Here is a 22,634-nt window from a genome sequence, read left to right as displayed (position 1 = left end):
CATAGGCTGCACGAGAGCAACGGTGAGAATCCAATGCCTGGCGCAGAGCCCCGCACTTTCCGCAGCATGTTCATCTCCGACGTCCATCTCGGATCGAAGGCGGCGAAGGCCGAGTTCCTGATCGATTTCCTGCGCCATCACGACGCCGATATCATCTATCTCGTCGGCGACATCGTCGACGGCTGGCGGCTAAGACGGAGCTGGCACTGGCCGCAGAGCCACAACGACGTCGTCCAGAAATTGCTACGTAAGGCGCGCAAGGGCGCCAGCATCACCTACATCGCCGGCAATCACGACGAGTTCGCGCGCCAGTTCCAAGGCGTGCATTTCGGCGGCATCGTCGTCGCCGACCGCGCCATTCACGAGACCGCCGACGGCAAACATCTTCTTGTTATCCATGGCGACCAGTTCGACACTGTCGTCCACAATGCGCGCTGGCTGGCCTATCTTGGCGACTATGCCTACGACGCGGCTATGCTCGTCAACCGCGTGGTGACGCGGCTTCGCCAACTGCTTGGCCTGCCTTATTGGTCGTTTTCGTCCTGGGCCAAGGTCAACGTCAAAAAGGCGGTAAATTTCATCGGCTCGTTCCAGACCATGCTAACCGAGGAAGCGCGCCGCTCGCATGTCGACGGCGTGATCTGTGGTCACATCCACCATGCCGCGATCGAAAATTATGAGGACGTGCAATACATCAACACCGGCGATTGGGTGGAGAGCTGCACCGCGGTGGTCGAGCATTTCGACGGCCGGATGGAGATCCTGCACTGGGCGCACGTCCTGCCGGAGGCCCCGGTCGGCAACGAAGTGCTCGTGCCGATCGACATCAAGGGCAGGGCAGTCCAGGCTGCCTGACCAAACCCTACCTCACCTCGCTTTAATGGATTAGTCCAAGCGGTTCCGCCGACTTTTTCAGCATGTTATGGAATTGGCGTGCGCTGCAGACCGACTCGGCTGAACGCTGCGCCGACGGATTGCCTGTTATGTCCTCCCTGCCGCCGCTTTCACCCGAACAGCTCGTCAAGCCGCGTCATTTCGAACTGCGCATGGGCCTGATCTTCTTCACGCTTTTCGTGCCGCTCGGGATACATTTGCCGTACTTCCCGCTGTGGTTGCAGGCAGAGGGTTTCGATGCCGAGCAGATAGCGGTCATTCTCGCAGCACCAATGTTCCTGCGCGTGGTGACGACGCCATTGCTTACAGCACTGGCCGACAGGGCGAGCGACCGCGCCCATGTTTATGTCGCGCTGATGGCCGCATCTGTGGCGTTGTCCGCCGGTTATTTTCTGACGCCGAGCTACGCCATGGTGCTCGCTGTTTCGCTGGCGCTCGCTGTGGTCTGGACACCGCATTCGCCGATTGCCGATTCGCTGGCACTGTCGGGAGTGCGCCGCTTCGGCTCCAACTACGCAGGCATGCGCAAATGGGGATCGATCTCCTATCTGTGCGCAAATCTTGCGGGCGGTTTCATCCTGTCGGCGACGGGCGCCCAGGCTGTTCCGATGATCATCTTCGTGGCGTTTGGCGCCGCACTTGTCGTCGGATTGATCGCGCCGCGGCTCGGCCGTCCGCGCCGTGCCTCGCTGCTTTCGGCGGCCGACATCCAGCAATCGGCGCCAAAACTCCTCAACGCCTATTTCCTGTATTTCTCCATCGGCGTCGGCGTCATCACCGCCAGCCACGCGTTTCTCTACGGCTTCGTGTCGATCTACTGGAAATCGATCGGCATCGGCGATCAGGTGGTCGGGCTGCTTTGGGGTTGGGGCGTGGTGGCCGAGATCGGCATGTTCATGGTCTTTACCCGGGTTTTCGGCTCCTTCTCGGTCGTGTCGATCATGGCGATGGCCGGGATAGGCGCGATCGTGCGCTGGATTGCCTTCCCCATGATCTGGCCGCTCGGCCTTGGCGTCGCCGGATTTTTCGCAGTCCAGACGCTGCATGCGGTCTCCGTGGCGCTGGTGCTGATCGGCCTGCAGAAAATGATCGGTGAGACGATCGCGGAGGAGCGCACCGGGGCCGCGCAAGGCATCGCCTATTTCTCCAACGGCTTTTTTACGGCCGTGGTGACGCTCTTGTCCGGCCGGCTTTATGACCGCTTCGGCGTGGACGGCTTTTTTGCCATGATCCCGATCGCCCTTATCGGCCTTGCGTTGATCGGGCTTGCCGCGCGTTCAGCCCCACAGCGTCGTATCGGGCGGTGACACCAGCGAACCCTGGTAGACGAGACCGGGAACACGGTCGCGGGCCAGCAGCAGCGGCCCGTCGAGATCGACGAAATCGGCATCCTGCGCCAAGAGCACGGCCGGCGCCATGGCCAATGACGTGCCGACCATGCAGCCGACCATGACGTCAAAACCAAGTACGCGGGCGCGATCGCGAAGGATGAGGGCAGCGGTCAAACCGCCCGACTTGTCGAGCTTGATGTTGACGGCATCGTAAAGGCCGACAAGCGAGGCAAGGCCCTCTGCCTCATGCACGCTTTCATCGGCGCAGATCGGCACCGGATGCGCGATTTGGCGAAGGATGCCGTCATGGCCCGCCGGCAGCGGCTGTTCAACCAGGGCGATGCCGTATTCGGCGGCAAAGGCGAGATTTGCAACGATGTTGTCGTCGCTCCAGCCCTCATTAGCGTCAAGGATGATGCGGCTCGCCGGTGCCGCCTCCCTAACCGCGCGGATACGGGCCATATCGTTGTCACCGCCGATCTTGACCTTGAGCAGCGGGCGCTGGGCGTTGGCGCGGGCCTGGGCTGCCATCGCTTCGGGCTCACCGAGCGACAGCGTGTAGGCCGTCTCAAGCGCGTTCGGCGGAGCCGTGCAGATGCTGAAAGCGACCGGCTTGCCTGTGATCTTCGCCTCCAGGTCCCATAGCGCGCAGTCGATGGCATTGCGGGCGGCTCCGGCGCGCATGGCATCGAGCAGCGCGGCCCGGCTGATGCCGCCAGCGATCTCGCCGCGCATCGCCTCGATCGCATCGCGCACACCGTCCATCGTTTCGCCATAGCGCTTGTAGGGGACGCATTCGCCGCGCCCGCTCTGGCCGTCCTCGTGGATCGTCACTGTGATAACCTCGGCTTCGGTTTTCGAACCGCGCGAAATGGTGAAGGTCCCGGCGATGGGAAAGCGCTCGGCCTCGACCGAAATGACACGCGCCATATTTTTCTGCTCCGGCTGTGCGACAACGAGCTTGTCGGCAAATCGACAGGTGGGTTCCGTCAGGTTAAACAGATTGGCCCGTCAGGCTAACAGGACGCCATGTTTACCATCCGCAAACGCCACGCAAGCGGCACGACCGCCAAGGAGGCCGACCACCAGCCGCGCATCGCGGTCGGTGAGGAGGGTGGCGTTCTGGGCTGCGCCTTCTCCGGAAACTGGACGACGCGCACCGTGACGCTGGTCGACGCCGAGATGCGCAAGATCGAGAAGCGCAGCGGGTTCCAGACGCTGGCGCTCGACCTTTCGCATATCGAGAAGATGGATACCGCCGGAGCCTGGCTGATCGACCGCCTGGTCAGCGCCTTCGAAAAGAAAGGCGTCGAGATCAGGCTGCAAGGGCAAAGCGAGATTGCCTCGATCCTGCTCGGCGCCGTTGGCGACGCGGTCCGGCGCGAACCCGATTCCGGCGGCACAAAGCCGCCCAACATCATCATTCGCGCGCTAGAGGCGGTTGGCCGGCGCGTCTATGAAATGCGCGACGATTTCCTGGCCGCGATGAACATATTGGGCGCCACGATACGCGGCGCGCAGATGAAGCTCGGCCGCGGCCATGCGGTCAATCCCGCGGCGATCTTCAACCAGATCGATCGCATGGGCGTCGGCGCCATCCCGGTGGTCGTGCTGATGTCGGCCATCGTCGGCGCGATCGTCGCCCAGCAAGGCGCCTACCAGCTCAGCTATTTCGGCGCCGATATCTTCGTCGTCGATCTGGTCGGCGTGCTGATCCTGCGCGAACTCGGCGTGCTGATGACCGCGATCATGATCGCCGGCCGTTCGGGCAGCGCCATTACGGCTGAAATCGGCTCGATGAAAATGCGCGAGGAGGTCGACGCGCTGAAGGTCATCGGGCTCAATCCAATCGGCGTGCTGGTGTTTCCGCGGCTGGTCGCGCTGGTGATCGCACTGCCTTGCCTGACGATCATCGCCAATTTCGCCGCACTCGGCGGCGGCATCCTGGCCGCATGGCTCTACTCCGACATCGCACCGGCGGCGTTCATCGACCGGCTGCGTGTCGCCATCGATCTCAGCACCATCTTTGCCGGGCTGATCAAGGCGCCGTTCATGGCCATGATCATCGGCACGATTGCCTCGGTCGAAGGCATGAAGGTTGGCGGCAGCGCCGAATCGCTGGGACAACACGTCACCGCTTCGGTGGTGAAGTCGATCTTCGTGGTCATCATCCTCGATGGGCTTTTCGCCATGTTCTACGCGGCGATCGAGTTCTGACATGGCGACGCAGGGCAGCACAAAGGCGACTGGGGTTGCGGAAGGGGCCGACGAAGACGAGATCGTGCTTTCCGCGCACGACATCACCGTGTCCTTCGGCGACAAGGTCATTCTCGACAGATTGTCGCTCGATATCAGGCGCGGCGAGATCCTCGGCTTTGTCGGCGCCTCCGGTGCCGGCAAGTCGGTTCTCCTGCGCACCATCCTCGGCCTGGTCCACAAGCAGTCGGGAACGATCAAGCTGTTCGGCGTCGATGTCGAAAAGGCGAGCGAGAGGGAGCGTCTTCGCATCGACATGCGCCTTGGCGTCCTCTTCCAGCACGGCGCGCTGTTTTCGGCGCTCACGGTTCTCGAAAACGTGCAGGTGCCGATGCGCGAATATCTCGACCTGCCCAGAAAGCTGATGGACGAGCTGGCGTTGCTCAAGGTCGAACTGGTCGGGTTGCCGCCGGATGCGGCGCAGAAATTTCCGTCCGAGCTTTCCGGCGGCATGATCAAGCGCGCGGCGCTGGCGCGCGCACTGGCGCTCGACCCCGACATCGTGTTCCTGGACGAGCCGACCTCCGGCCTCGATCCGATCAGTGCGGCTGAATTCGACGAACTGGTCGTCAAACTGCGCGATACCATGGATCTGACCGTGTACATGGTCACGCACGATCTCGACACGCTGTTCACAGCTTGTGATCGGGTGGCCGTGCTCGGCAAAAAGAAAGTGCTGGTCGAAGGCACGATCGACGACATGCTCAGAAGCGAGGAACCCTGGGTGAAATCCTATTTTCGCGGAAAACGTGCGCGGCAACTTGATCTTGCGGCCCGCGCGTAGCCATAAGTGGATAAATGGAAACCAGAGCCAACTACGTCATTGTCGGCATTTTCACGCTAGCCGCGATCCTGGCAGCGTTCGCGTTCGTCTATTGGACGGCCGCGATCGGCGACAGAGGTGAGACGGCGATGCTGCGGGTGCGCATTCCGGGATCGGCTTCCGGCCTCGGCCGCGGCAGCTTCGTGCTGTTCAACGGCGTCAGGGTTGGGGATGTCAGGCGCGTCTATATCGACGTCGATAATCCGACCGCCGCCATAGCTGACGCCGAAATAGACCGCATGACGCCGATCACCAAATCGACGCAGGCCGACATCGGCCTCGCCGGCCTCACCGGTCAGGCCAATATCGAACTCAAGGGCGCCGACCCCAAGGAAGTAAATCTTCTCGACCAGGCGGAGGCGGAGGGCCGCGTCGCCGAGATCGTCGCCAACCCGTCGGCGGTCACCAATCTCTTGCAGACGGCGCAGAACATCTTCACCCGCGCCGATACGGTTCTCACCCAGCTCGAAGGCTTCACCAGGGACGTTCGCGGGCCGCTGACGCAGACCGTCAACAATGTGCAGACCTTTTCCGACGCGCTGGCCAAGAACTCCGACGGCATCGACAAATTCCTCGCCAGCGTCAGTTCGCTTTCGGACGAGTTGAGGGGTGTCTCGGGCAAGCTCGACGGCACGCTGAAGGCGGCGGAAGGACTGCTCAACGCCGTCGACAAGGACCAGATCAAGAGCATCGTCGCCAACGTCGACACGGTGACCACGAACCTGAAGGAAACCAGCAAGCAGTTCGACAGGGTCGTCAGGAATATCGACACGGCGGTAGGGTCGATCAACAATTTCGCTCAAAGGACGCAAGGCACGCTGGCCAAAGTCGACGGCGTTCTCGACGGCATCGACCCGGCACAGGTTCGCACCGCGCTGGCCAACATCCAGAAGGCCAGCGAAAACGCCAACGAGGCTGCCGCCGACATCGCCAAGGTGACCAGCAAATTTGCCAACCGGGCCGACGATATCGACCAGACCATCAAGGACGCGCAGCAGCTCGCGGAGCGTCTCAACGACGCTTCGGTGCGCGTCGACGGCATCCTCGCCAAGGTCGATACATTGCTCGGCTCAGGTCAGGCCGACGGCATGATAGCCGATGCCAGGAATACGCTGAGATCGTTCAAGCAGGTCGCCGACACCCTGAACGCCCGCCTCGGCACCATCACCGACAATCTGGCCCGATTCTCCGGTCAGGGCCTGCAGAACGTCGAAGCGCTGGTCCAGGACAGCCGCCGTTCGATCAGCCGCATCGAAGAGGCGGTGACGGATCTCAGCCGAAATCCGCAGCGTATCCTGTCAGGCGGCGAAGGCGAGGTTCGGCAATTCGACGGCAGGGTGCGGCGTTGACTTCGGCCTTCGCCCGCCCCAAGAACAGCGGGCAAGTGCGCTACGGATGCGGGTTGCTCATACGATTCGGGGACAACGGGGATCGCGTGTGAAGTCGGTCGTGCTTAAATTGGGCGGGGTCAAATCGGGCGGGCTTAAAGCGGGTGTGGCATTGCTTACGCTTTTGGTAGCCGGTTGCGCGTTTTTGCCGGGCGGCGGGCCGGCGCCTCTGGACACATTCGAACTGTCGGCGCCGCCGCTCGATGCGCGCGGCCGCAGCCGCCGCCAGATCCTCATTGCCCAACCCTCCGCGCTCAAGGCGCTGGACAGCCAGAACATCGTCATCAAGCCGTCCGTGCGCTCGATCCAGTACCTCAAGGGCGCGCAATGGGCCGATCGGCTGCCGCTGATCGTGCAGGCGCGGCTGGCCGAGACATTCCAGCGCTCGGGCAGCTTCGCCGGTGTGGGCAAGCCGGGCGAGGGGCTGGCGATCGACTACCAGGTCATCGTCGAGGTCCGTTCCTTTGAAGTCAGGGTCGACCGCGGCGAACATGCCGAAGTCGAGCTGTTCGTGCGGATACTGAACGACCGCAATGGCGAGGTGCGCGCCTCGAAGAGCTTTACCGCGACCGCGCCCGTCTCGGGCAGCGGCAACCAGGCCTATGTCAGCGCGCTCGACAATGCGTTCGGCGATGCAGCCAAGGACATCGTCCGCTGGACCGATTCGGTGATCTGACACAGCCAGGGCCGCCGGGCGGAGCTTAGGATCAAACTCAATCATCTGGCTGCCGCCAATGGCCGAGACGGGTGGGGAACTGCCGTCCGTTTCGACGACTGGAACGAGCAGGGGGCGCCAATTACCGACCTTCCCGGCGCTTCTCCAAAGCCGCCCTTCGCGCCACAGCTTTGAATCGACCTCGGACGTAGACAGCGACTTGCATGAAGGTCTGACTTGGCTACGGCCAGCGGCTTTGGGGGCGATGGAAAGCCGCAACGTTCGCCTGCTTCGCCGCGGAGAGGCTGTGTGTTCGGCCGGGGACATAGCGCCAGCAAACAAGCTCCGGATCCGCTGCCTTGCCTCCCGCAGCGACGACGCCCAGAGCTCCAGCGCCTCGATCGAAACGCCCGTCATCCATGATCTCCGAATCATGGCGACCCATCGATTCAGCAACCAGAAAAGAACGCAGCTGCAACGCTAGGACGCGTCGGTGGAGAATTTGTGTATCGTAGTCGACTTCAGCGTTTCGCCCGGTTTCAGCACCGTCGTCGGAAATGACGGCTTGTTCGGCGAATCCGGGAAGTGCTGCGTCTCAAGGCAGAAGCCGTCGGTCTGGCGGTATTGCTGACCGGCCGCGCCGACGAGCGTCGAATCGAGGAAGTTGCCGCTGTAGAACTGGACGCCAGGCTCGGTAGTCGAGATCTCCATGATCCGGCCCGAGCGCGGCTCGTAGACTCGGGCGGCGAGCGAAAGTCCACCACCCGACCGGTTCAGCACGAAGTTGTGATCGTATCCGCGGCCATAGACCATCTGTGGGTCGTTCGAGCGGATGCGTGCGCCGATCGGCGCCCCTTGGCGGAAGTCGAACGGCGTGGCGGTCACGGAGGCGAGCTGCCCGGTCGGGATCAAGGTCGCGTCGACCGGCGTGTAGCGATCGGCGTTGATCGTGAGGATGTGATCGTCGATCCCACCCGTGCCGTCGCCGGCGAGATTGAAGTAGGAATGACTCGTGAGATTGACCACGGTTGGTTTGTCGGTCGTCGCCTCGTAGTCGATGCGCAGCTCGTTGTCGTTGGTGAGGCTATAGACGACCTGGACCGTGAGCGTGCCGGGATAGCCTTCCTCGCCATCCTTGCTCGTGTAGTTGAGCCGCGCTGCGGCGCCGCTGACGCTGCTCAGCGGCTCGACCGCCCAGACGACCTTGTCGAAGCCTTTCGTGCCGCCGTGCAAGCTGTTCGGCCCGTTATTGGCGGCGAGTTGGTATTGCGTGCCGTCGAGCGTGAACTTCGCGCCGCCGATGCGATTGCCGTAGCGCCCGATCAAGGCGCCGAAATAGGGGTTCATGGATTCGTAGTCGGCGAGTTCCTTGAAGCCGAGCACGACGTTGTCGAGCTTGCCCCAGCGGTCGGGCACATTGATCGCCGTGATGATACCGCCATAGGCGGTGAACTTGACGGACGCGCCCCTGTCGTTGGTGAGCGTGTAGAGATCGACGGCTTTGCCGTCCTGCGTGTTTCCGAATGGGGTCTTGTCCACAGAGCCGGCGCCGGCGCTCGTTCCCGTCAGCAGCACGCCCATGCCGAGCACGGCCGCGCCGAGCACTGACCTATGCCAGGTACGCGACCTGTTTGGTTCAATCGGCGTCATGGTTTCCTCCCTCGATAGGCCTCTTCGCCGGCGGCTTCTGACGAGCCGCCTGGAAGACCAATTCTAAGCCCATCGGGGTATCAAGGTAAGCGCGTCCTGGTAGAGATCGTACAATAGCACCCGTGCTTGAAAAGCGTGTGCCGGATACCGCCGGTCGCATCAGCTCATTGCCTGATCAAAATTGCCGTCGGTGCATGAATCGCAGGACGGGTATCCGCCTGATTCCCGACTTCGACTTGCTGCTAGTTGGTGTCGCAAAGCCACCCAATTGAGACGTAGAACGCTCCATTAGCGGTAAAATCCGAGCCGATACCCAGGTCGGCTCGGTTGCGACATTTCCGGACCAACATCGAGGCGACCCTGTCGGTCGCCTCTCCGACCCGTTGGCCGACCTTCGTGTTGCTTCGCTGCAAGGACCGCACAGGGGTTAGCGGTTCGACGTCGCTGCGGGCGAACATAGTAGAACGGGGTGCCAGATCATTATCAAAAGATCTGACCGTCATTGAGCTTCCTGAAAGGCAAAGGCCGCTTGGACGTGGGTGCGGGATTGGCATCTTCCAGTGTCGCTCGCGATGCGGTCGGGGCGGAGATGGCGAACCCGGCGCTTTCGGACCAGCGGGCCGAGGCGGTGGCGACTGCGCTGACCAACGTCTTCGACATCGCGCCCGAGAACATGGAGACGCAACGGGTCGAAAAGCGGTCGCAGGAGCCTAACATGAAGGTCTGCGGCCCCGGTTCCAAAAAACCTCAGAACTTGTGTCGGATTGGTCAGGACCCGTTCGTCCTTGGGCAGGATCGACACTCCAATCACAAGGATAAATGATATGCCCAGTACCGTACGCCTGCACCGCGTCCTGGCAACCAGCCCAGAAAAAGTCTATCGCGCATTCGTTGAGGCGGACGCGCTCGCGAAATGGCTACCGCCCAACGGCTTTACCTGCACGGTTTATCATCTGGAACCCAAAGTCGGCGGCACATTCAAAATGTCGTTCCGCAACTTCACAACGGACAAAAGCCACTCGTTTGGCGGCGAATATATCGAGCTCGTTCCGGGCGAACGCCTGCGCTATACGGACAAGTTCGACGATCCTGACTTGCCCGGCGAGATGCAGGTGACGGTGATACTGAAGAGAGTATCAGTCGGCACGGAGCTGGATATCACGCAGGCAGGCGTGCCGGACGTCATTCCAGCTGAGGCGTGTTATCTCGGTTGGCAGGAGTCGCTGCGAAACCTGGCAAGGCTCGTCGAACCGGAGATCAATCAATAGAGCATCATCCCAAAGGGGTCGGCACGGCATGAAAAGGCGGGAAAATTTCCCGCCTTTTTCCTGTTCCCTTGTCGTCTGATCAATGCAGGCGGCCACTGGCGTGGGCAAGCATCGTATAGACCTTGCCGGTGTCCGACGTCAGGTAGGTCTGCGCCATCATGTTGTCGCGGTCGTTGCGCGACACGTCCTTGAGCAGCTTTTCGAAATCGTCGCAGTAGCGGTCGACGGCGACGCGGAACTCCGCCTCCATCTGATATTTGCGGCGAATCTCGTCGAAAGTCTGCTGGCCCTTCAGCGTGTAGAGACGCCGCGTGAACACGTCACGCTCGCCGCGCCGGTAGCGGTTCCAAAGCTCGATCGAGGCGTCGTGATCGATGGCGCGGGCGATGTCGACGGAAAGCGAGTTAAGCGACTCCACGACGTGAAGCGGCGAGCGCTGGGCAGGTGCCGAGCGTGGCGCTTCCAAAGGTGCCGCCGGCTTGGCGCCCTCTTCGCGCGATGCCCCGGTCAAAAGATCGCGCACCCAGCCGCCCTGCGGCGTACGGCCATTGGGGTCCCGCTGGCGCGGCGCCGTCTCAGCCGGGCGTTCCAGGTCGAGCGTGCCGCGCAGTGCGGTGTCACCCGATGGCGCCTGCGGGCCAAGAGGCTCCGGTTGCGGGCCCGGAGGACGGCGCTGCGGCTCAGCGCCGCGCGCCGCAGGCGCCTGCGGTGCCGGACGCGGGTTGCGCGGCTCCGAGGAGTCGGTGTTGCGGCCCGATTTCGCGACGATTTCAGATAGTTCCTTCAGCGCGTTGATCTGCTCGGAAACGGCGCGGCGGATGGCGGTGGTCGATTCCTTTGCCTCTTCCGGCATCTCGATCACGCCCTTCTTGAGCTCGGCGCGGGTGAGGTCGAGCTCGCTCTTGATCGAGCCGGCGGTGCGTCGCATCTCCTCGGTCGCGTCGGCGAAGCGCTTCGTTGCCGAATCGACGACGTCGGAGATGGCGGTCCGGATCTTGTCCGCCGACTCCAGCGTCTTGCCTTCGGCGTTCTGCAACGTCTGGCCGACCAGATCCTCGAACGAGCGCATGACCTTTTCGAGATCCTCCGACTTCTTGACCAGGCCGACGGCGAGATCCTCCAGCGACGACTGCCTTTCCAACGTGTGTTCAAGGTTGCTCTGGGCCGAGCTCAACAGATCCGAAGCACTGGACAGCAATCGGCTGTGCTCGTCGAACTTGGTGGCGATCGAGGCAACCTCGCGCAAGGTCGCGGATGACAGCTCGGTAAGCCGTGTCGTGTTCGAATCGACCAGGCGTGCCGAACTGGCGAAGGTCTGCGCGGCTTTTTCCGTGGTCGCTGCAAAGCTTTGCGTGCTGCCGGTCAGGCGTTCGTCGACCTGGCCGAGATTGGCCGCCGCCTGCTCGATCAACTGACCGAGCTGCGAGCTAGAGGTGCTCATACGGCCGATGAGATCGGCGACACTGTCGGCGAGCGTCGAGCGCGCGCCTTCGACGGCCGACAATGTTTCGGCCGTGCGGCTGGCGAGCGCATTGACGAGGGTGGCGTTTTCACTGCGGAGCTTCTCGGTGGCGCGTTCGGTCACCTCTTCCATGCTCTTTTGCAGTTCCGAGCCGCCCTGGGCGAAGCGCTCGACCAGCGGCCGTGCCGTTTCGTCGAGGATTTTCGAGATCTCGGCCGAACGTGCCGCAAGCATCGTGTTGAGCTCGCGGGTGTTGGTGCCGATGGTCTTCGCCGCGTCGTTGGTGCTCTGGCCGATATGTTGGCCGACCGCAGTGAAGGTTTCGGCGATCGCGTTGGCGCGCGAAATAAGTTGCGCCTCAGCGGTCGAAACCTGTTCGTTGAGCTTCTGGCCTATCGTTTCGGTGGTGTAGACGAGACGGTTTTCGACGCCGGCAACCTGCTCCTCGACGCGAGCCGCCGCAGCCGCCGCGCTGGATGCCAGGCGCTCGTCGGCGCCGGCGAGCGCCTGCTCGATTTCACGGGCGTGGACGGCAAGTTCCTCACCGGTCTGCCGCGCACGTTCGGCAACCCGCTGCTCGGTGCTGGCGAAGGCCCCGACGATGTTGTCGGCATGTTCTCCGATCGTCGACGTGCTGTCGGCGATTCGGGATACCAGACGGTGATCCGCCTCGTCGAAGATACGGCCGATCTCCGACGCGCGGGCCGACAGCGCCTCCGAACCTTCGGCGATGCGCGAGATCAGCTGTTGGTCGGCGGCATCGAAAATGCGGCCAAGGTCCGATGCTCGCGCTGCGAGCGCTTCGGCCGATTCGCCGATGCGCACGCCGAGCCGTTCGTCGGCGCCTTCGAAATTGCGCAGGATGTCGCCGGCCCGTGCCGCCAGCGACTGCGCCGTTTCGACCGCGCGGGCAACCAGCTTCTGGTCCGCCGCATCGAATGTACCGGCGATCTCGCTGGCACGAGCGGCCAGTCGGTCGGCCGTCTCCTGGGCGCGCGTCAGCAAGGAGTTCGATGTGTCGTCGACCCGGGCCATGATTGCGCTCGATGTATCCTCGGCGCGGGCAATGAGCGCAGTCGACGTGTCTTCGGCACGTTCGGCGAGGCGGCGGTCCGCCTCCTCGAAGGTGCGGGCGATATCCTCCGCCCTGGCGAGCAAGGCGGCCGAGGTCTGCTCGGCACGCTCGGCGATCTTGCGGTCGGCGTCGCTGAACGCCGCGCCGGCCTGCTCATGCAGCGCGCTGGTGACTTCCATTACCTTTTCACGCAGCGCTCCCGCGACGAAGACGGCGCTCTTTTCGAGCACGCTGCGGACGTTGTCGACACCGGTCGACAGCGCGCGCTCCATGGTTCCGGCGCGCTCCTCGATGATGCCGGTCTGACGGCTGAACGCCTGCTCGATCTTTTCGACGTCAGCGGCAATGGCGTCCGAAATGTCGGTGCTTCTGGCGGCGATCTGGTCGATATGGCCGGACAGGGAACGGTCGACTTCCTTGCGCGTATCGGCGAGCTTGGAGAGATCTTCCTCCAGCGCACGGGTCAGCGCGTCGCGGCCTTCGGCCAGCTTGCCGACATGCCCGGCGATGATGTCGTCCACCTCGCCGCGGCTCGCCGCAATTTTCTGCAGGTCTGCTTCCAGCGCTCGTCTAAGGATATCGCGGCCTTCGGCCAGTTTCTCGACCTGGCCGGCAACCAGCCCGTCGATGCTCGACCGGCTTTCCGCCAGTTTGGCGAGGTCGTCTTCAAGCGCCTTGGACAGGATCGAGCGGTCCTGGATGAGCTTCTCGGCGTGGCTGTTTACGAGACCGTTGACGCTGCCGAGATCGGTCTCCAGCGCCCGCGCAAACTCTGCACGATTGTCGGTCAGCTGCTGCGACTGGTCGGCGACGACACCCTTGAGGGTATTGAGGTCTGCTTCCAACGCGCGTCTGAGGATGTCGCGGCCTTCGGCCAGCTTCTCGACCTGGCCGGCAACCAGCCCGTCGATGCTTGACCGGCTTTCCGCCAGTTTGGCGAGGTCGTCTTCGAGTGCCTTGGACAGGGTCGAGCGCTCCTGGAGGAGTTTCTCGGCATGGCTGTTTACAAGACCGTTGACGCTGCCGAGATCGGCTTCCAGCGCCTGCGCAAACTGAGCGCGATTGTCGGTCAGCTGCTGCGACTGGTCGGCGACGACACCCTTGATGGTATTGAGGTCTGCTTCCAGCGCACGTCTGAGAATGTCGCGGCCTTCGGCCAGCTTTTCGACTTGGCCGGCAACCAGCCCGTCGATGCTCGACCGGCTTTCCGCCAGCTTGGCGAGGTCGTCTTCGAGCGCCTTGGACAGGGTCGAGCGGTCTTCCGCCAGCTTTTCGGACTGGTCTGCGATAACGCTCTTGATCGTGTTGAGATCGGATTCCAGCGCGCGCTTGAGAATGTCGCGGCCCTCGGCCAGCTTCTCGACCTGGCCGGTGACCAGACCATCGATGCTCGACCGGCTTTCGGCCAGCTTGGCGAGGTCGTCTTCGAGTGCCTTCGACAGGATCGAACGGTCCTCGGCGAGCCTGTTCATGTGATCAGAGATAAGGCCATTCACGCTCTGCAGGTCCGTTTCCAACGCCTTTGAGAGCTGACCACGATCTTCCGCCAGCTTTTCGGACTGGCCTGCTATGACGTCCTTGATCGTGTTGAGATCGGACTCCAGCGCGCGCTTGAGAATGTCGCGGCCTTCGGCCAGCTTCTCGACCTGGCCGGTAACCAGACCATCGATGCTCGACCGGCTTTCAGCCAGTTTGGCGAGGTCGTCTTCGAGTGCCTTCGACAGGATTGAACGGTCCTCGGCGAGCCTGTTCATGTGATCGGAGATAAGCCCGTTCACGCTCTGCAGGTCGATTTCCAACGCCTTCGAGAGCTGGCCACGGTCTTCCGCCAGCTTTTCGGACTGGCCTGCTATGACGTCCTTGATCGTGTTGAGATCGGACTCCAGCGCGCGCTTTAGGATGTCGCGGCCTTCGGCCAGCTTCTCGACCTGACCGGCGACCAGCCCGTCGATGCTCGACCGGCTTTCCGCCAATTTGGCGAGGTCTGCCTCGAGCGTTTGCGAAAGCTGGCTGCGATCGTCGGCGAGCCTGCCCGAATGGTCCTCGATCAGGCCTCGGATACCGGACAGGTCGTTTTCGAGCGAGCGCGAAAGCAGGCTGCGGTCTTCCGCCAGTTTGGCGGAATGGCTCTGGATGAGATCCTTGATGCCGACAATGTCGGTTTCCAACGCCTTGGCAAGTATGGCGCGACCTTCGGCGATCTTCTCGACCTGACCGGCGACCAGGCCGTCGATGCTGGCGCGACTGTCGGCCAGCTTGCCGAGATCGGCCTCGAGGGCGCGTGAAAGAATGCTGCGGCCTTCGGCGAGCTTGCCAACATGGCCGGCAACCATCTCGTCAATGATCGTACGGGCTTGTACGAGTTTTCCGGAGTCTTCGTTCAAGGCTTGTGAAAGCCTATTGCGGCCCTCTTCGAGCCTTTCGAGATGGCTGCCGAGCGAAGCATCGATGGCGGCGCTTGACTCGTTGACCTTGCGCAGATCCTCTTCGAGGGCGCGCGAGATCAGGTTGCGGCCTTCGGCAAGCTTCTGCACCTGGTCGGTGACAGCCGCGTCGATGCCGGCGCGGCTTTCGGCGAATTTCGCAAGATCGGCCTGCATTGCCGCCGCCATGCGTTCGCGGCTTTCGGAAAGCTTGCGGCTGTGGTTCTCGACGGCTTCTTCGATGCCGACGCGGGCATCGGAAAGCCGCTGGATGTCGGCGTCGAAGGAACGCGACACCACATGACGGGCCGCTTCCATGCGCCCTGCGAAATCGCCTGCGCGTGCTTCAAGCATGGACGAAGTCGACGAAACAATGTCGGCCATGTCGGCGCCGATCTGGGTCTTGCCCTGATCGATCATCGCCGACAGCGTCTCCTTGCTCTCCTGGAAGGTATGGGCGATTTCGCGCGCGCGCTCGACCAGCGTCTCGTTGATCTGGCGTGCGCGAGCCTCGAGCGCGGCGTTGAGCTTCTGGGTGCCGGTGTCCAGCGCTTCGGCGCGGGTCTGAAATTCACTAATCAGCGCCTGGCCGCGTTCGGCCAGCGTCCGCTCGATGCCGTCAAGGCTGGCTTCAAATTCGGAGTTGAGCGTACGCGCGGCGCCGCCGAGCAACGACACCATGCCGGAGGTCCGATCGTCGAGCAGGTCGGTCAGCGACCGGGTGAGGCCGTCGGTCGTGTCCGTCAGCTTGGCGATGCGCGTATCGAGAAGGCTGGCGAAGGCTTCGCCGGAGGTCGACAGCCGGTCCGTGATCGATTCGAGCCGGCCTTCCACCGAATCGAAGATCGACAACGAGCTTTGGTTGATCCTGTCGATCAGGGTGTCGCCGGAATTGGTTATGGTCATCGACAGGTTGGTCGAGGCGTTGAGAATGCTGTCGCGAATGATGTCGCTGGCCGCCCCGATTTCGTCCTTCAGCGTCTCATGCGCGCCGGTGATCGAGGCGCGCACGCGTTCGGCGTGGCTGACCACCGCTTCGCGCTCGCTGCCCAGCCCGTCGACAAGCGAGCGGATGCGGGATTCATTCTCCGAGTAGGAGCGTTCGATCTGGTTCACCTCGCTGTGCACCAGGGTTTCGAGCTCGACGGCACGCGCAAGCGTGCGCTCGATGCCTTCACCCATGGCCGCCACCTCGCGGCGGACGGCTTGCCCGATCATCATGACGCGATCCTGGGCAATGTTTTCCGGCTCGGTCAGGCGGAAGGCCACTTCCGTCATCGACTGAGCCGCGATGCGCATCTCCTGCGCGCGGCGAATCATGGCTGCAAACGCCCAAAACAGCAGCACGGGCAGGATCGCAGCGATCGCCAGGCCGATCAGTTCGGGACGGGCGAAAAACTGGCCGGGCGTGCGGATTTGCCAGATGCCTGGTCCAAACAGCAAGTTGGCCAATGCCCCGGCGCCCGCGATCCAGGCAAGCGAAACGAGCGCCACGACCCAGTAGATCGTGTTCGAGGCACGCCGATTGAGGGTATGCAGCAGCGTTTTGTAATCTTTTTGACGAGGGTCATTGGCCGGCGTGAAGCCGGCCGGCTGCGTGCCATTGCGCGTTTCCACAGGGCGCAGTTCAGCCTTTGCCGCGGGTTTTGTTTTCTGGTCCTGGGCTTTTTGGTCCTGGTTGGCGGCAGGCTGCGTCTTCTGGCTCTGGCTGGCGACGGGCTCGGCATTCTCGCTCTGGCTGGCGACAGGCTCGGCATTCTGGTTACGGCCTTCGCGTGCCAACTCGTCGGCAGCCTGCGATATCTGCGCTTCCAGATCTTCCATGGACGCTGCGATGTCGAGGTCGCCGCCGGCATCGCCGCTCAGATCGATTTCAAGTGCTTTTTCGAGTTCCCTGGCTACGTCGTTGTCGAGCGTTCTCGTCGTTGTTTTCTTCGCCATGCCTTCGCTACCCTGTACAAGCTGCCGCGGGACTTATTGATTCTGCTTGTCGTGTCCCACGCAAGAGGCTGAAAATGGACCTGTCGTATCGTAATGACACACCGGGGTAAAGAAAACATGCATTCGGCGCGATACGTAAAACTTTAAATATAAGGTTAACAAAACTGTGATTCCGGCGCCGTTATCGCAACATTTTTCCGGGCCAATCATTAACCCGTCATCCACAGGATGGGCCTATTTTTTGCGGCTGGATGAACGGAGTTGCAGAATCATGCGTGGCGAAAACGGCATTGCCTTCTCGATGCCCGGCGGCGACGTATCGGGAACGGCCGGGTCGCGGCCGGTGGACTTGGCGCATTTGGCGCGTCAGACGATGGGCGACCGCAACCTCGAACAGGAGGTGCTGGCGCTGTTCGTGCAGCAGGCGCTGTCCGTTCGCGACAGGATCGTCGACGCCGATGTGGGGCAAAGACTGCTTCTTGCGCACGGGCTGAAAGGTTCGGCGCGCGGCGTCGGCGCCTTCGCTATTGCCGATTGCGCCAGCGCGATCGAACTTCAACCTGAAGATACCAATACCCTCAAGCGGCTTGGCGCCCTGATCGAAGAAGTCCGCGATTTCGTCGCCGCCATCAGCCGTTAAACCGATTTCCGAAAAAAACGGCATAGAGCGCCGCTTTCGCGCGGCAGTTGACTTGTCTGCTGGAGTGATTATCTCGGCTGGAACTCCCTTCAGGTGACAAATGACCAAGCTGACCTTCATCGCCCATGACGGCACACATTTTGACGTGGATGCCGAAAACGGCTCGACCGTCATGGAGAACGCGATCCGCAACGCCGTGCCGGGGATCGAGGCCGAGTGCGGTGGCGCCTGCGCCTGCGCGACCTGCCACGTCTATGTCGACGAGGCATGGACGGCGGAAGTCGGGGAGCCGGAAGCGATGGAAGAGGACATGCTGGACTTCGCCTACGATGTCCAGCCGAACTCACGGCTCTCCTGTCAGATCAAGGTGCGCGACGCTCTCGACGGCCTGGTTGTGCGCGTGCCCGCCCGCCAGGGCTGAAGCGTGAAGGCTGAAGCGTTGTAGCCGATTTTTCGGGTCCCGGCTTGGCAGCGGGCCAATGGTCATGCAGTGTCTCGCCGTTCTCTATAGCGCCGCGCATCCTCTTGGACACGCAAAGGGCGCTATAGCACCGTGATTTGGCGGATGATCTCCAGCGAAAATCGATTTCGATTTTCGCGGTCGTGCGGATTGAAGGCGCATTCATGACCGATATCACCAGGACGGACGTATTGATTGTCGGGGCAGGGCCGGTCGGCCTGTTCGCCGTGTTCGAGCTCGGCCTCTTCGACATGAAATGCCATCTCATCGACATACTCGATCGCCCTGGCGGGCAATGCGCCGAACTCTATCCGGAAAAGCCGATCTACGACATTCCCGGCTGGCCATCGATTTCGGCGCAGGGCTTGGTCGACAGGCTCCTTGAGCAGATCGCGCCGTTCAAGCCCGACTTCACCTTCAACCGCATGGTCTCGAGCCTCGAAAAGCTGGAGGACGGCAGCTTTCGCGTCCTCACTGACGAGAACGAGGTTTTTGAAGCCAAGGTTGTGGTTATCGCGGCCGGCGGCGGCTCATTCCAGCCGAAGCGGCCGCCGATCCCGCACATTGAGATTTATGAGGGCAAGAGCGTCTTCTACTCGGTTCGCCGGATGGAGGAATTTCGCGGCCACGACCTCATTATCGTCGGCGGCGGCGATTCGGCGCTCGACTGGACGCTGAACCTGCAGCCGGTGGCCAAGAGCGTGACGCTAGTCCACCGGCGGCCGGAGTTTCGCGCGGCGCCCGACAGCGTCAACAAGATGTACGCCATGCAGGAGATGAAGGAACTGGATTTCCAGGTAGGGCAGGTGGCGGGATTGTCCGGCGCCGACGGCCAGCTTTCCTCCGCGACCATCAAAGGCCCCAGCGGCGATATCGAGGTGCCGTGCACGCGGATGCTGCCATTCTTCGGCCTGACCATGAAGCTAGGACCGATCGCCGAGTGGGGGCTCAATCTTCACGAGAACTTGATCCCGGTCGACACCGAGAAATTCCAGACATCGGTACCGGGCATCTTCGCCGTCGGCGACATCAACTGGTACCCCGGCAAGCTGAAGCTGATCCTGTCGGGCTTCCATGAGGTCGCTCTGATGGCGCAAGCGGCCAAGCGCATCGTCAGCCCCGGCGAGCGCATCGTGTTCCAGTATACGACCTCGTCGACCAGTCTGCAGAAGAAGCTTGGCGTCGCCGGCTGACGCCCCACTCTTACTCCACGAAAATCGACCTTACCATCTGGCCTGAGCTAACCCGGCAGCCGGCCGTTCTCGATGCGCTCCATGCGATAGCGCAGCAGCCGCAGGATGCGGCTTTCGAAATTGATTGTCTCGACGCGATCGAATTGCATCTGGGCCCGGTCGTGCTTGGCAAGAATAGCGGCGGCGATTTCCGCGGCCTTGGCCTTGGCCTGCTGGCAAGTCTTCTGCGGATAGGTCGCCTTCAGCGCATCCTCGAGGTCGCGGGCATGGTTCTTGGCGATCTCGACATGGCGATCCTCATGGCGCTTGATGTCGGCGGACAATGTATCCCAAAACAGCCTTACGCCCGCATCAGCCTTGCGCGAGCGGCGCCACTCGGGAAGGATCACCTTGACTTTGAGAGTGACGTTGGCGTCAGCAATCGCGCAGGAATTCGATTTTTCTGCATAGCTGATGCGGGTGGTGAACGCCATCTGCGTCGCGCCTGGATGCCGCATCCCTGTACTTTTTACCAGGGGCCCAAGTTTCGTAAGCTGGGTGCCGATATCATCGAGCGTCCTGCCGCCGATGCTAAAGTAGCTATATGTCTTTACCAAACTCGCCGTGCCCGCGGGCAAGGCAGAAAACGCGAGCATCAGGGCGCAAAGCAGTGATCGTTTCATCATGTTGCCTCTTTGCCCACCATGCGCTACGGCCGCTGCCGGCGCAACGGAATTGATCTTTGGCGGATCACACATGGTTGATGGACAATGACGACACGGCGATGGCAACTGGCGCATGGGCGTCATCTCGACCTCGGCGGCAAAGCGGTGATCGTCGGTATCCTCAATGTCACGCCGGACAGTTTTTCCGACGGGGGACTGTTCGTTGCGCCCGAACAGGCGATGGCCCAGGCCCGCCGGATGGTGGAAGAGGGGGCCTCCGTCATTGACGTCGGTGGAGAATCGACACGCCCCGGCGCATCTCCGGTAGCCGTCGAGGAGGAGCAGGCCCGTGTGCTGCCTGTCATCGAGGCGCTCGCCAGGCTTGGCAAGGCGCTGATTTCGGTCGACAGCTATCGCGAGGACACCGCTCGGCTTGCCGTCGCCGCCGGCGCCCATATCGTCAACGATGTCTGGGGCCTGCAGCGCGAACCGGGCGTCGCGCGGGTCGCTGCCGAGACCGGCGCCGGGCTGGTCATCATGCACACCGGACGTGACAGGCAAAAACTGCCCGACGTTATCGAGGATCAGTTTTCCTTCCTCAGGAAGTCACTGGAAATCGCCCGGCAAAGCGGCGTTGCCGACGACCAAATCGTGCTCGATCCGGGCTTTGGCTTCGCCAAGGAAACAGCGGAGGAAAATCTCGACCTGATGGCACGGTTTTCCGAACTTGATGCCTTGGGCTTTCCGCTGATGGCGGGTACATCGCGAAAGCGCTTCATCGGTGTCGTCACCGGCCGCGACGCCTCGGCCAGGGGAGCCGGAACAGCGGCGACGAGCGTTATCCTGAGACTCAAGGGCGCGCAGCTTTTTCGCGTCCACGATGTCGCAATCAATGTGGATGCGCTGGCGCTTGCGGATGCTATGCTGGCCCGTGAAACCACCGCATAGGCTCGAAAATCATAATCGATTTTTGGAAAGCAGGATGCGTAGATTGAAAGCGTTAGAGCGTAGTTTTTGCGTCCAAGTGGATGCACATCGCTCTAATCGAGCGGGACGCTGAGCGATGTATGTCATCCGCATGAAGAACTGCGCCTTCTTCGCCCGGCACGGCGTGCTGGATGAGGAGGAAACGCTCGGCCAGCGTTTCTATGTCGACGCTGCGCTCTCCGTCGAACCCGGCCGCGCGCTGGTCGATGATTCCATCGAGGATACCGTCCACTATGGTGTCGCCTTCGGAGTGATCGAAAAGATCATAACCGGCGAGAGGCGTTTTCTGATAGAAGCGCTGGCGCTGGAGGTGGCCCGGGCGCTGACGGCCCGGTTTCCTCAGATCAAAAAGGCCGAGATCACCGTGCGAAAGCCGAATGCGCCAGTGCCCGGTGTGCTCGATCATGTCGAGGTGACCGTTGTCTGGCCAGAATAACACGGTTTACCTCAGCCTTGGCGGCAATCTCGGCGACCCGGCAAGGTCGATGGGCGCTGCGCTGCGTATGCTGGACGCTGACGAGAACGCGCTAGTCGTTGTCGTCTCCTCGCTTTACCGTACGCCGCCTTGGGGCAAGCTCGACCAGCCTGATTTTCTCAATGCGGCTGCCGAAATTTCGACTGTGCTCGCACCACACGCATTGCTCGATCTCTGTCTCGACGTCGAGCGCAGACTGAAGCGGGTGCGCGAGGAGCGCTGGGGCCCACGGCTGATCGACATCGACATTTTGGTGTTCGGCGATCGGATTATCCACGAATCCGGGCTGGAAGTGCCGCATCCGCGCATGCTGGAGCGCGCTTTCGTTCTGGCGCCGCTGGCCGAGATCGCGCCTGACCTCACCGTCGACGGCAGAAGCGTGGCGGAGCGGCTTGCCGCGCTCGACAGCGCCGGCATCGAGCGACTGCCGTCTGGCCGGGATTGGTGGCTGACCTAAAGCATCGGACCAAAACCTCTAACCAGTTTTGGCTCCGATGCACTGAGCTCAGCCGGAAAATCCGCCCCCGTCGAGGAACACCTGTTCCTCCGGCGTCGTCTCGCGGCCAAGGATCCTGTTTCGATGCGGAAAGCGGCCGAAGCGCTGAATGATCTCCAGGTGCTCGACCGCATATTTCAGATAGGATTGGGCTTTGGCGGTAAAAAGGTCCATCGATTTAAGCTGGTCGGCGATATGCTCCGAATGCTCATACGGCAAATAGAGGAAGGCGCGCAGGTCTTCGTCGAGCGCCAGATCCTGGCCGGCGGCGGTCGCCTTTTCGGCAAAATGCCTCGCCAGCGGGTCGGTTGCATACATATGGCCGGTGCCGCGAAAGCAGTTTCGCGGGAACTGGTCGAGCAAGATCATCAGTGCCAGTGAGCCTTCGGCATGCTCCGACCAGTTATCGCATTCACGCCGTGCGGCAGCATAGTGCAGGTCGAGAAACCGGTTGCGGAACTCCGCGTCGAAGGCGTCATTCTTTTCGAACCACGCATCTTTCCCGGCGTCACGCCAGAATCTGGTGACGGAGAGCGCACGTTCGTCCAGTTCGGTCATCTGTTTGCTCCAGGT

Annotated in this window: 19 protein-coding genes; 14 read left to right on the top strand and 5 right to left on the bottom strand. The window is 62.1% G+C overall.

Annotation, left to right across the window (positions count from 1 at the left end):
* Positions 1–33 precede the first annotated feature (33 nt).
* Complete coding sequence (locus CIT31_RS22830) at positions 34–855, top strand: UDP-2,3-diacylglucosamine diphosphatase (RefSeq protein ID WP_082982503.1); 822 nt, start codon at positions 34–36, stop codon at positions 853–855.
* Between the two features lie 128 nt (positions 856–983).
* The gene (locus tag CIT31_RS22825; protein ID WP_095520475.1) at positions 984–2,201 is read left to right on the top strand and encodes an MFS transporter; all 1,218 of its coding nucleotides are present in this window, start codon (positions 984–986) and stop codon (positions 2,199–2,201) included.
* On the opposite strand, the gene dgcA is transcribed toward CIT31_RS22825, so the two are convergent.
* On the bottom strand, positions 2,172–3,155 hold the full coding sequence (gene dgcA, locus CIT31_RS22820) for an N-acetyl-D-Glu racemase DgcA (RefSeq protein ID WP_095520474.1): 984 nt from the start codon (positions 3,153–3,155) through the stop codon (positions 2,172–2,174). The genes CIT31_RS22825 and dgcA overlap by 30 nt on opposite strands.
* 99 nt (positions 3,156–3,254) lie before the next feature.
* Here dgcA and CIT31_RS22815 point away from each other — a divergent pair, with 99 nt between their 5' ends.
* Genes CIT31_RS22815 through CIT31_RS22800 form a run of 4 tightly spaced genes read left to right on the top strand, consistent with a single transcriptional unit; the run spans position 3,255 to position 7,368 of the window.
* Positions 3,255–4,442 (top strand): ABC transporter permease, encoded by a 1,188-nt coding sequence (locus CIT31_RS22815; RefSeq protein ID WP_095520473.1) that lies wholly within the window; start codon positions 3,255–3,257, stop codon positions 4,440–4,442.
* A 1-nt stretch (position 4,443) separates the two neighbouring features.
* Positions 4,444–5,265: an ABC transporter ATP-binding protein gene (locus CIT31_RS22810; RefSeq protein WP_095520472.1), complete on the top strand. Its 822-nt coding sequence runs from the start codon at positions 4,444–4,446 to the stop codon at positions 5,263–5,265.
* A gap of 14 nt (positions 5,266–5,279) precedes the next feature.
* On the top strand, positions 5,280–6,653 hold the full coding sequence (locus CIT31_RS22805) for an MlaD family protein (protein WP_095520471.1): 1,374 nt from the start codon (positions 5,280–5,282) through the stop codon (positions 6,651–6,653).
* Between the two features lie 46 nt (positions 6,654–6,699).
* Positions 6,700–7,368 carry an ABC-type transport auxiliary lipoprotein family protein gene (locus CIT31_RS22800; RefSeq protein WP_206073401.1) on the top strand — a complete coding sequence of 223 codons (669 nt, stop codon included), beginning with the start codon at positions 6,700–6,702 and terminating at the stop codon, positions 7,366–7,368.
* Between the two features lie 459 nt (positions 7,369–7,827).
* On the opposite strand, the gene CIT31_RS22790 is transcribed toward CIT31_RS22800, so the two are convergent.
* Positions 7,828–8,997, bottom strand: coding sequence for an aldose epimerase family protein (locus CIT31_RS22790; protein WP_095520468.1), 1,170 nt, complete (start codon positions 8,995–8,997; stop codon positions 7,828–7,830).
* A gap of 502 nt (positions 8,998–9,499) precedes the next feature.
* Between CIT31_RS22790 and CIT31_RS22780 the strand changes: the two genes are divergently transcribed.
* Together CIT31_RS22780 and CIT31_RS22775 are read left to right on the top strand one after the other, a co-directional pair.
* Positions 9,500–9,820, top strand: a complete 321-nt coding sequence (locus CIT31_RS22780) for an OmpA family protein (RefSeq protein ID WP_095520466.1) — start codon at positions 9,500–9,502, stop codon at positions 9,818–9,820.
* Position 9,821: 1 nt separating this feature from the next.
* Positions 9,822–10,265 carry an SRPBCC family protein gene (locus CIT31_RS22775; protein WP_095520465.1) on the top strand — a complete coding sequence of 148 codons (444 nt, stop codon included), beginning with the start codon at positions 9,822–9,824 and terminating at the stop codon, positions 10,263–10,265.
* 79 nt (positions 10,266–10,344) lie between these two features.
* Here the strand turns inward: CIT31_RS22775 and CIT31_RS22770 are convergent, their stop codons facing one another.
* Positions 10,345–17,166 (bottom strand): kinesin, encoded by a 6,822-nt coding sequence (locus CIT31_RS22770; protein ID WP_095520464.1) that lies wholly within the window; start codon positions 17,164–17,166, stop codon positions 10,345–10,347.
* Positions 17,167–17,437: 271 nt separating this feature from the next.
* On the opposite strand from CIT31_RS22770, the gene CIT31_RS22765 reads away from it, so the two are divergent.
* The 3 genes from CIT31_RS22765 to CIT31_RS22755 all read left to right on the top strand — a co-directional run bounded on the left by CIT31_RS22765 (position 17,438) and on the right by CIT31_RS22755 (position 19,459).
* Positions 17,438–17,806 (top strand): Hpt domain-containing protein, encoded by a 369-nt coding sequence (locus tag CIT31_RS22765; protein WP_095520463.1) that lies wholly within the window; start codon positions 17,438–17,440, stop codon positions 17,804–17,806.
* Positions 17,807–17,906: 100 nt separating this feature from the next.
* A complete protein-coding gene (locus CIT31_RS22760) occupies positions 17,907–18,227 on the top strand; it encodes a 2Fe-2S iron-sulfur cluster-binding protein (RefSeq protein WP_006334837.1) in 321 nt (106 codons plus the stop codon).
* Between the two features lie 203 nt (positions 18,228–18,430).
* Entirely contained in the window at positions 18,431–19,459 is a 1,029-nt protein-coding gene (locus tag CIT31_RS22755; protein ID WP_095520558.1) for an NAD(P)/FAD-dependent oxidoreductase, read from the top strand.
* A 47-nt stretch (positions 19,460–19,506) separates the two neighbouring features.
* Here CIT31_RS22755 and CIT31_RS22750 read toward each other — a convergent pair whose 3' ends face one another.
* On the bottom strand, positions 19,507–20,124 hold the full coding sequence (locus CIT31_RS22750) for a DUF922 domain-containing Zn-dependent protease (RefSeq protein ID WP_095520557.1): 618 nt from the start codon (positions 20,122–20,124) through the stop codon (positions 19,507–19,509).
* Positions 20,125–20,208: 84 nt separating this feature from the next.
* On the opposite strand from CIT31_RS22750, the gene folP reads away from it, so the two are divergent.
* The 3 genes from folP (at position 20,209) to folK (ending at position 22,022) form a co-directional block, all read left to right on the top strand.
* Positions 20,209–21,051 (top strand): dihydropteroate synthase, encoded by an 843-nt coding sequence (gene folP / locus CIT31_RS22745; RefSeq protein WP_029352937.1) that lies wholly within the window; start codon positions 20,209–20,211, stop codon positions 21,049–21,051.
* Positions 21,052–21,166: 115 nt separating this feature from the next.
* On the top strand, positions 21,167–21,526 hold the full coding sequence (folB, locus tag CIT31_RS22740) for a dihydroneopterin aldolase (RefSeq protein WP_029352935.1): 360 nt from the start codon (positions 21,167–21,169) through the stop codon (positions 21,524–21,526).
* On the top strand, positions 21,510–22,022 hold the full coding sequence (gene folK, locus CIT31_RS22735) for a 2-amino-4-hydroxy-6-hydroxymethyldihydropteridine diphosphokinase (protein WP_095520462.1): 513 nt from the start codon (positions 21,510–21,512) through the stop codon (positions 22,020–22,022). Before folB ends, folK begins: the two co-directional genes overlap by 17 nt.
* A gap of 48 nt (positions 22,023–22,070) precedes the next feature.
* Here folK and CIT31_RS22730 read toward each other — a convergent pair whose 3' ends face one another.
* Positions 22,071–22,619 carry a DUF924 family protein gene (locus tag CIT31_RS22730; RefSeq protein ID WP_095520461.1) on the bottom strand — a complete coding sequence of 183 codons (549 nt, stop codon included), beginning with the start codon at positions 22,617–22,619 and terminating at the stop codon, positions 22,071–22,073.
* Positions 22,620–22,634 lie beyond the last annotated feature (15 nt).

This window comes from Mesorhizobium wenxiniae, assembly GCF_002284535.1.
Classification (GTDB): Bacteria; Pseudomonadota; Alphaproteobacteria; order Rhizobiales; family Rhizobiaceae; genus Mesorhizobium; species Mesorhizobium wenxiniae.
This window is presented reverse-complemented; position numbering and strand designations above follow the sequence as displayed.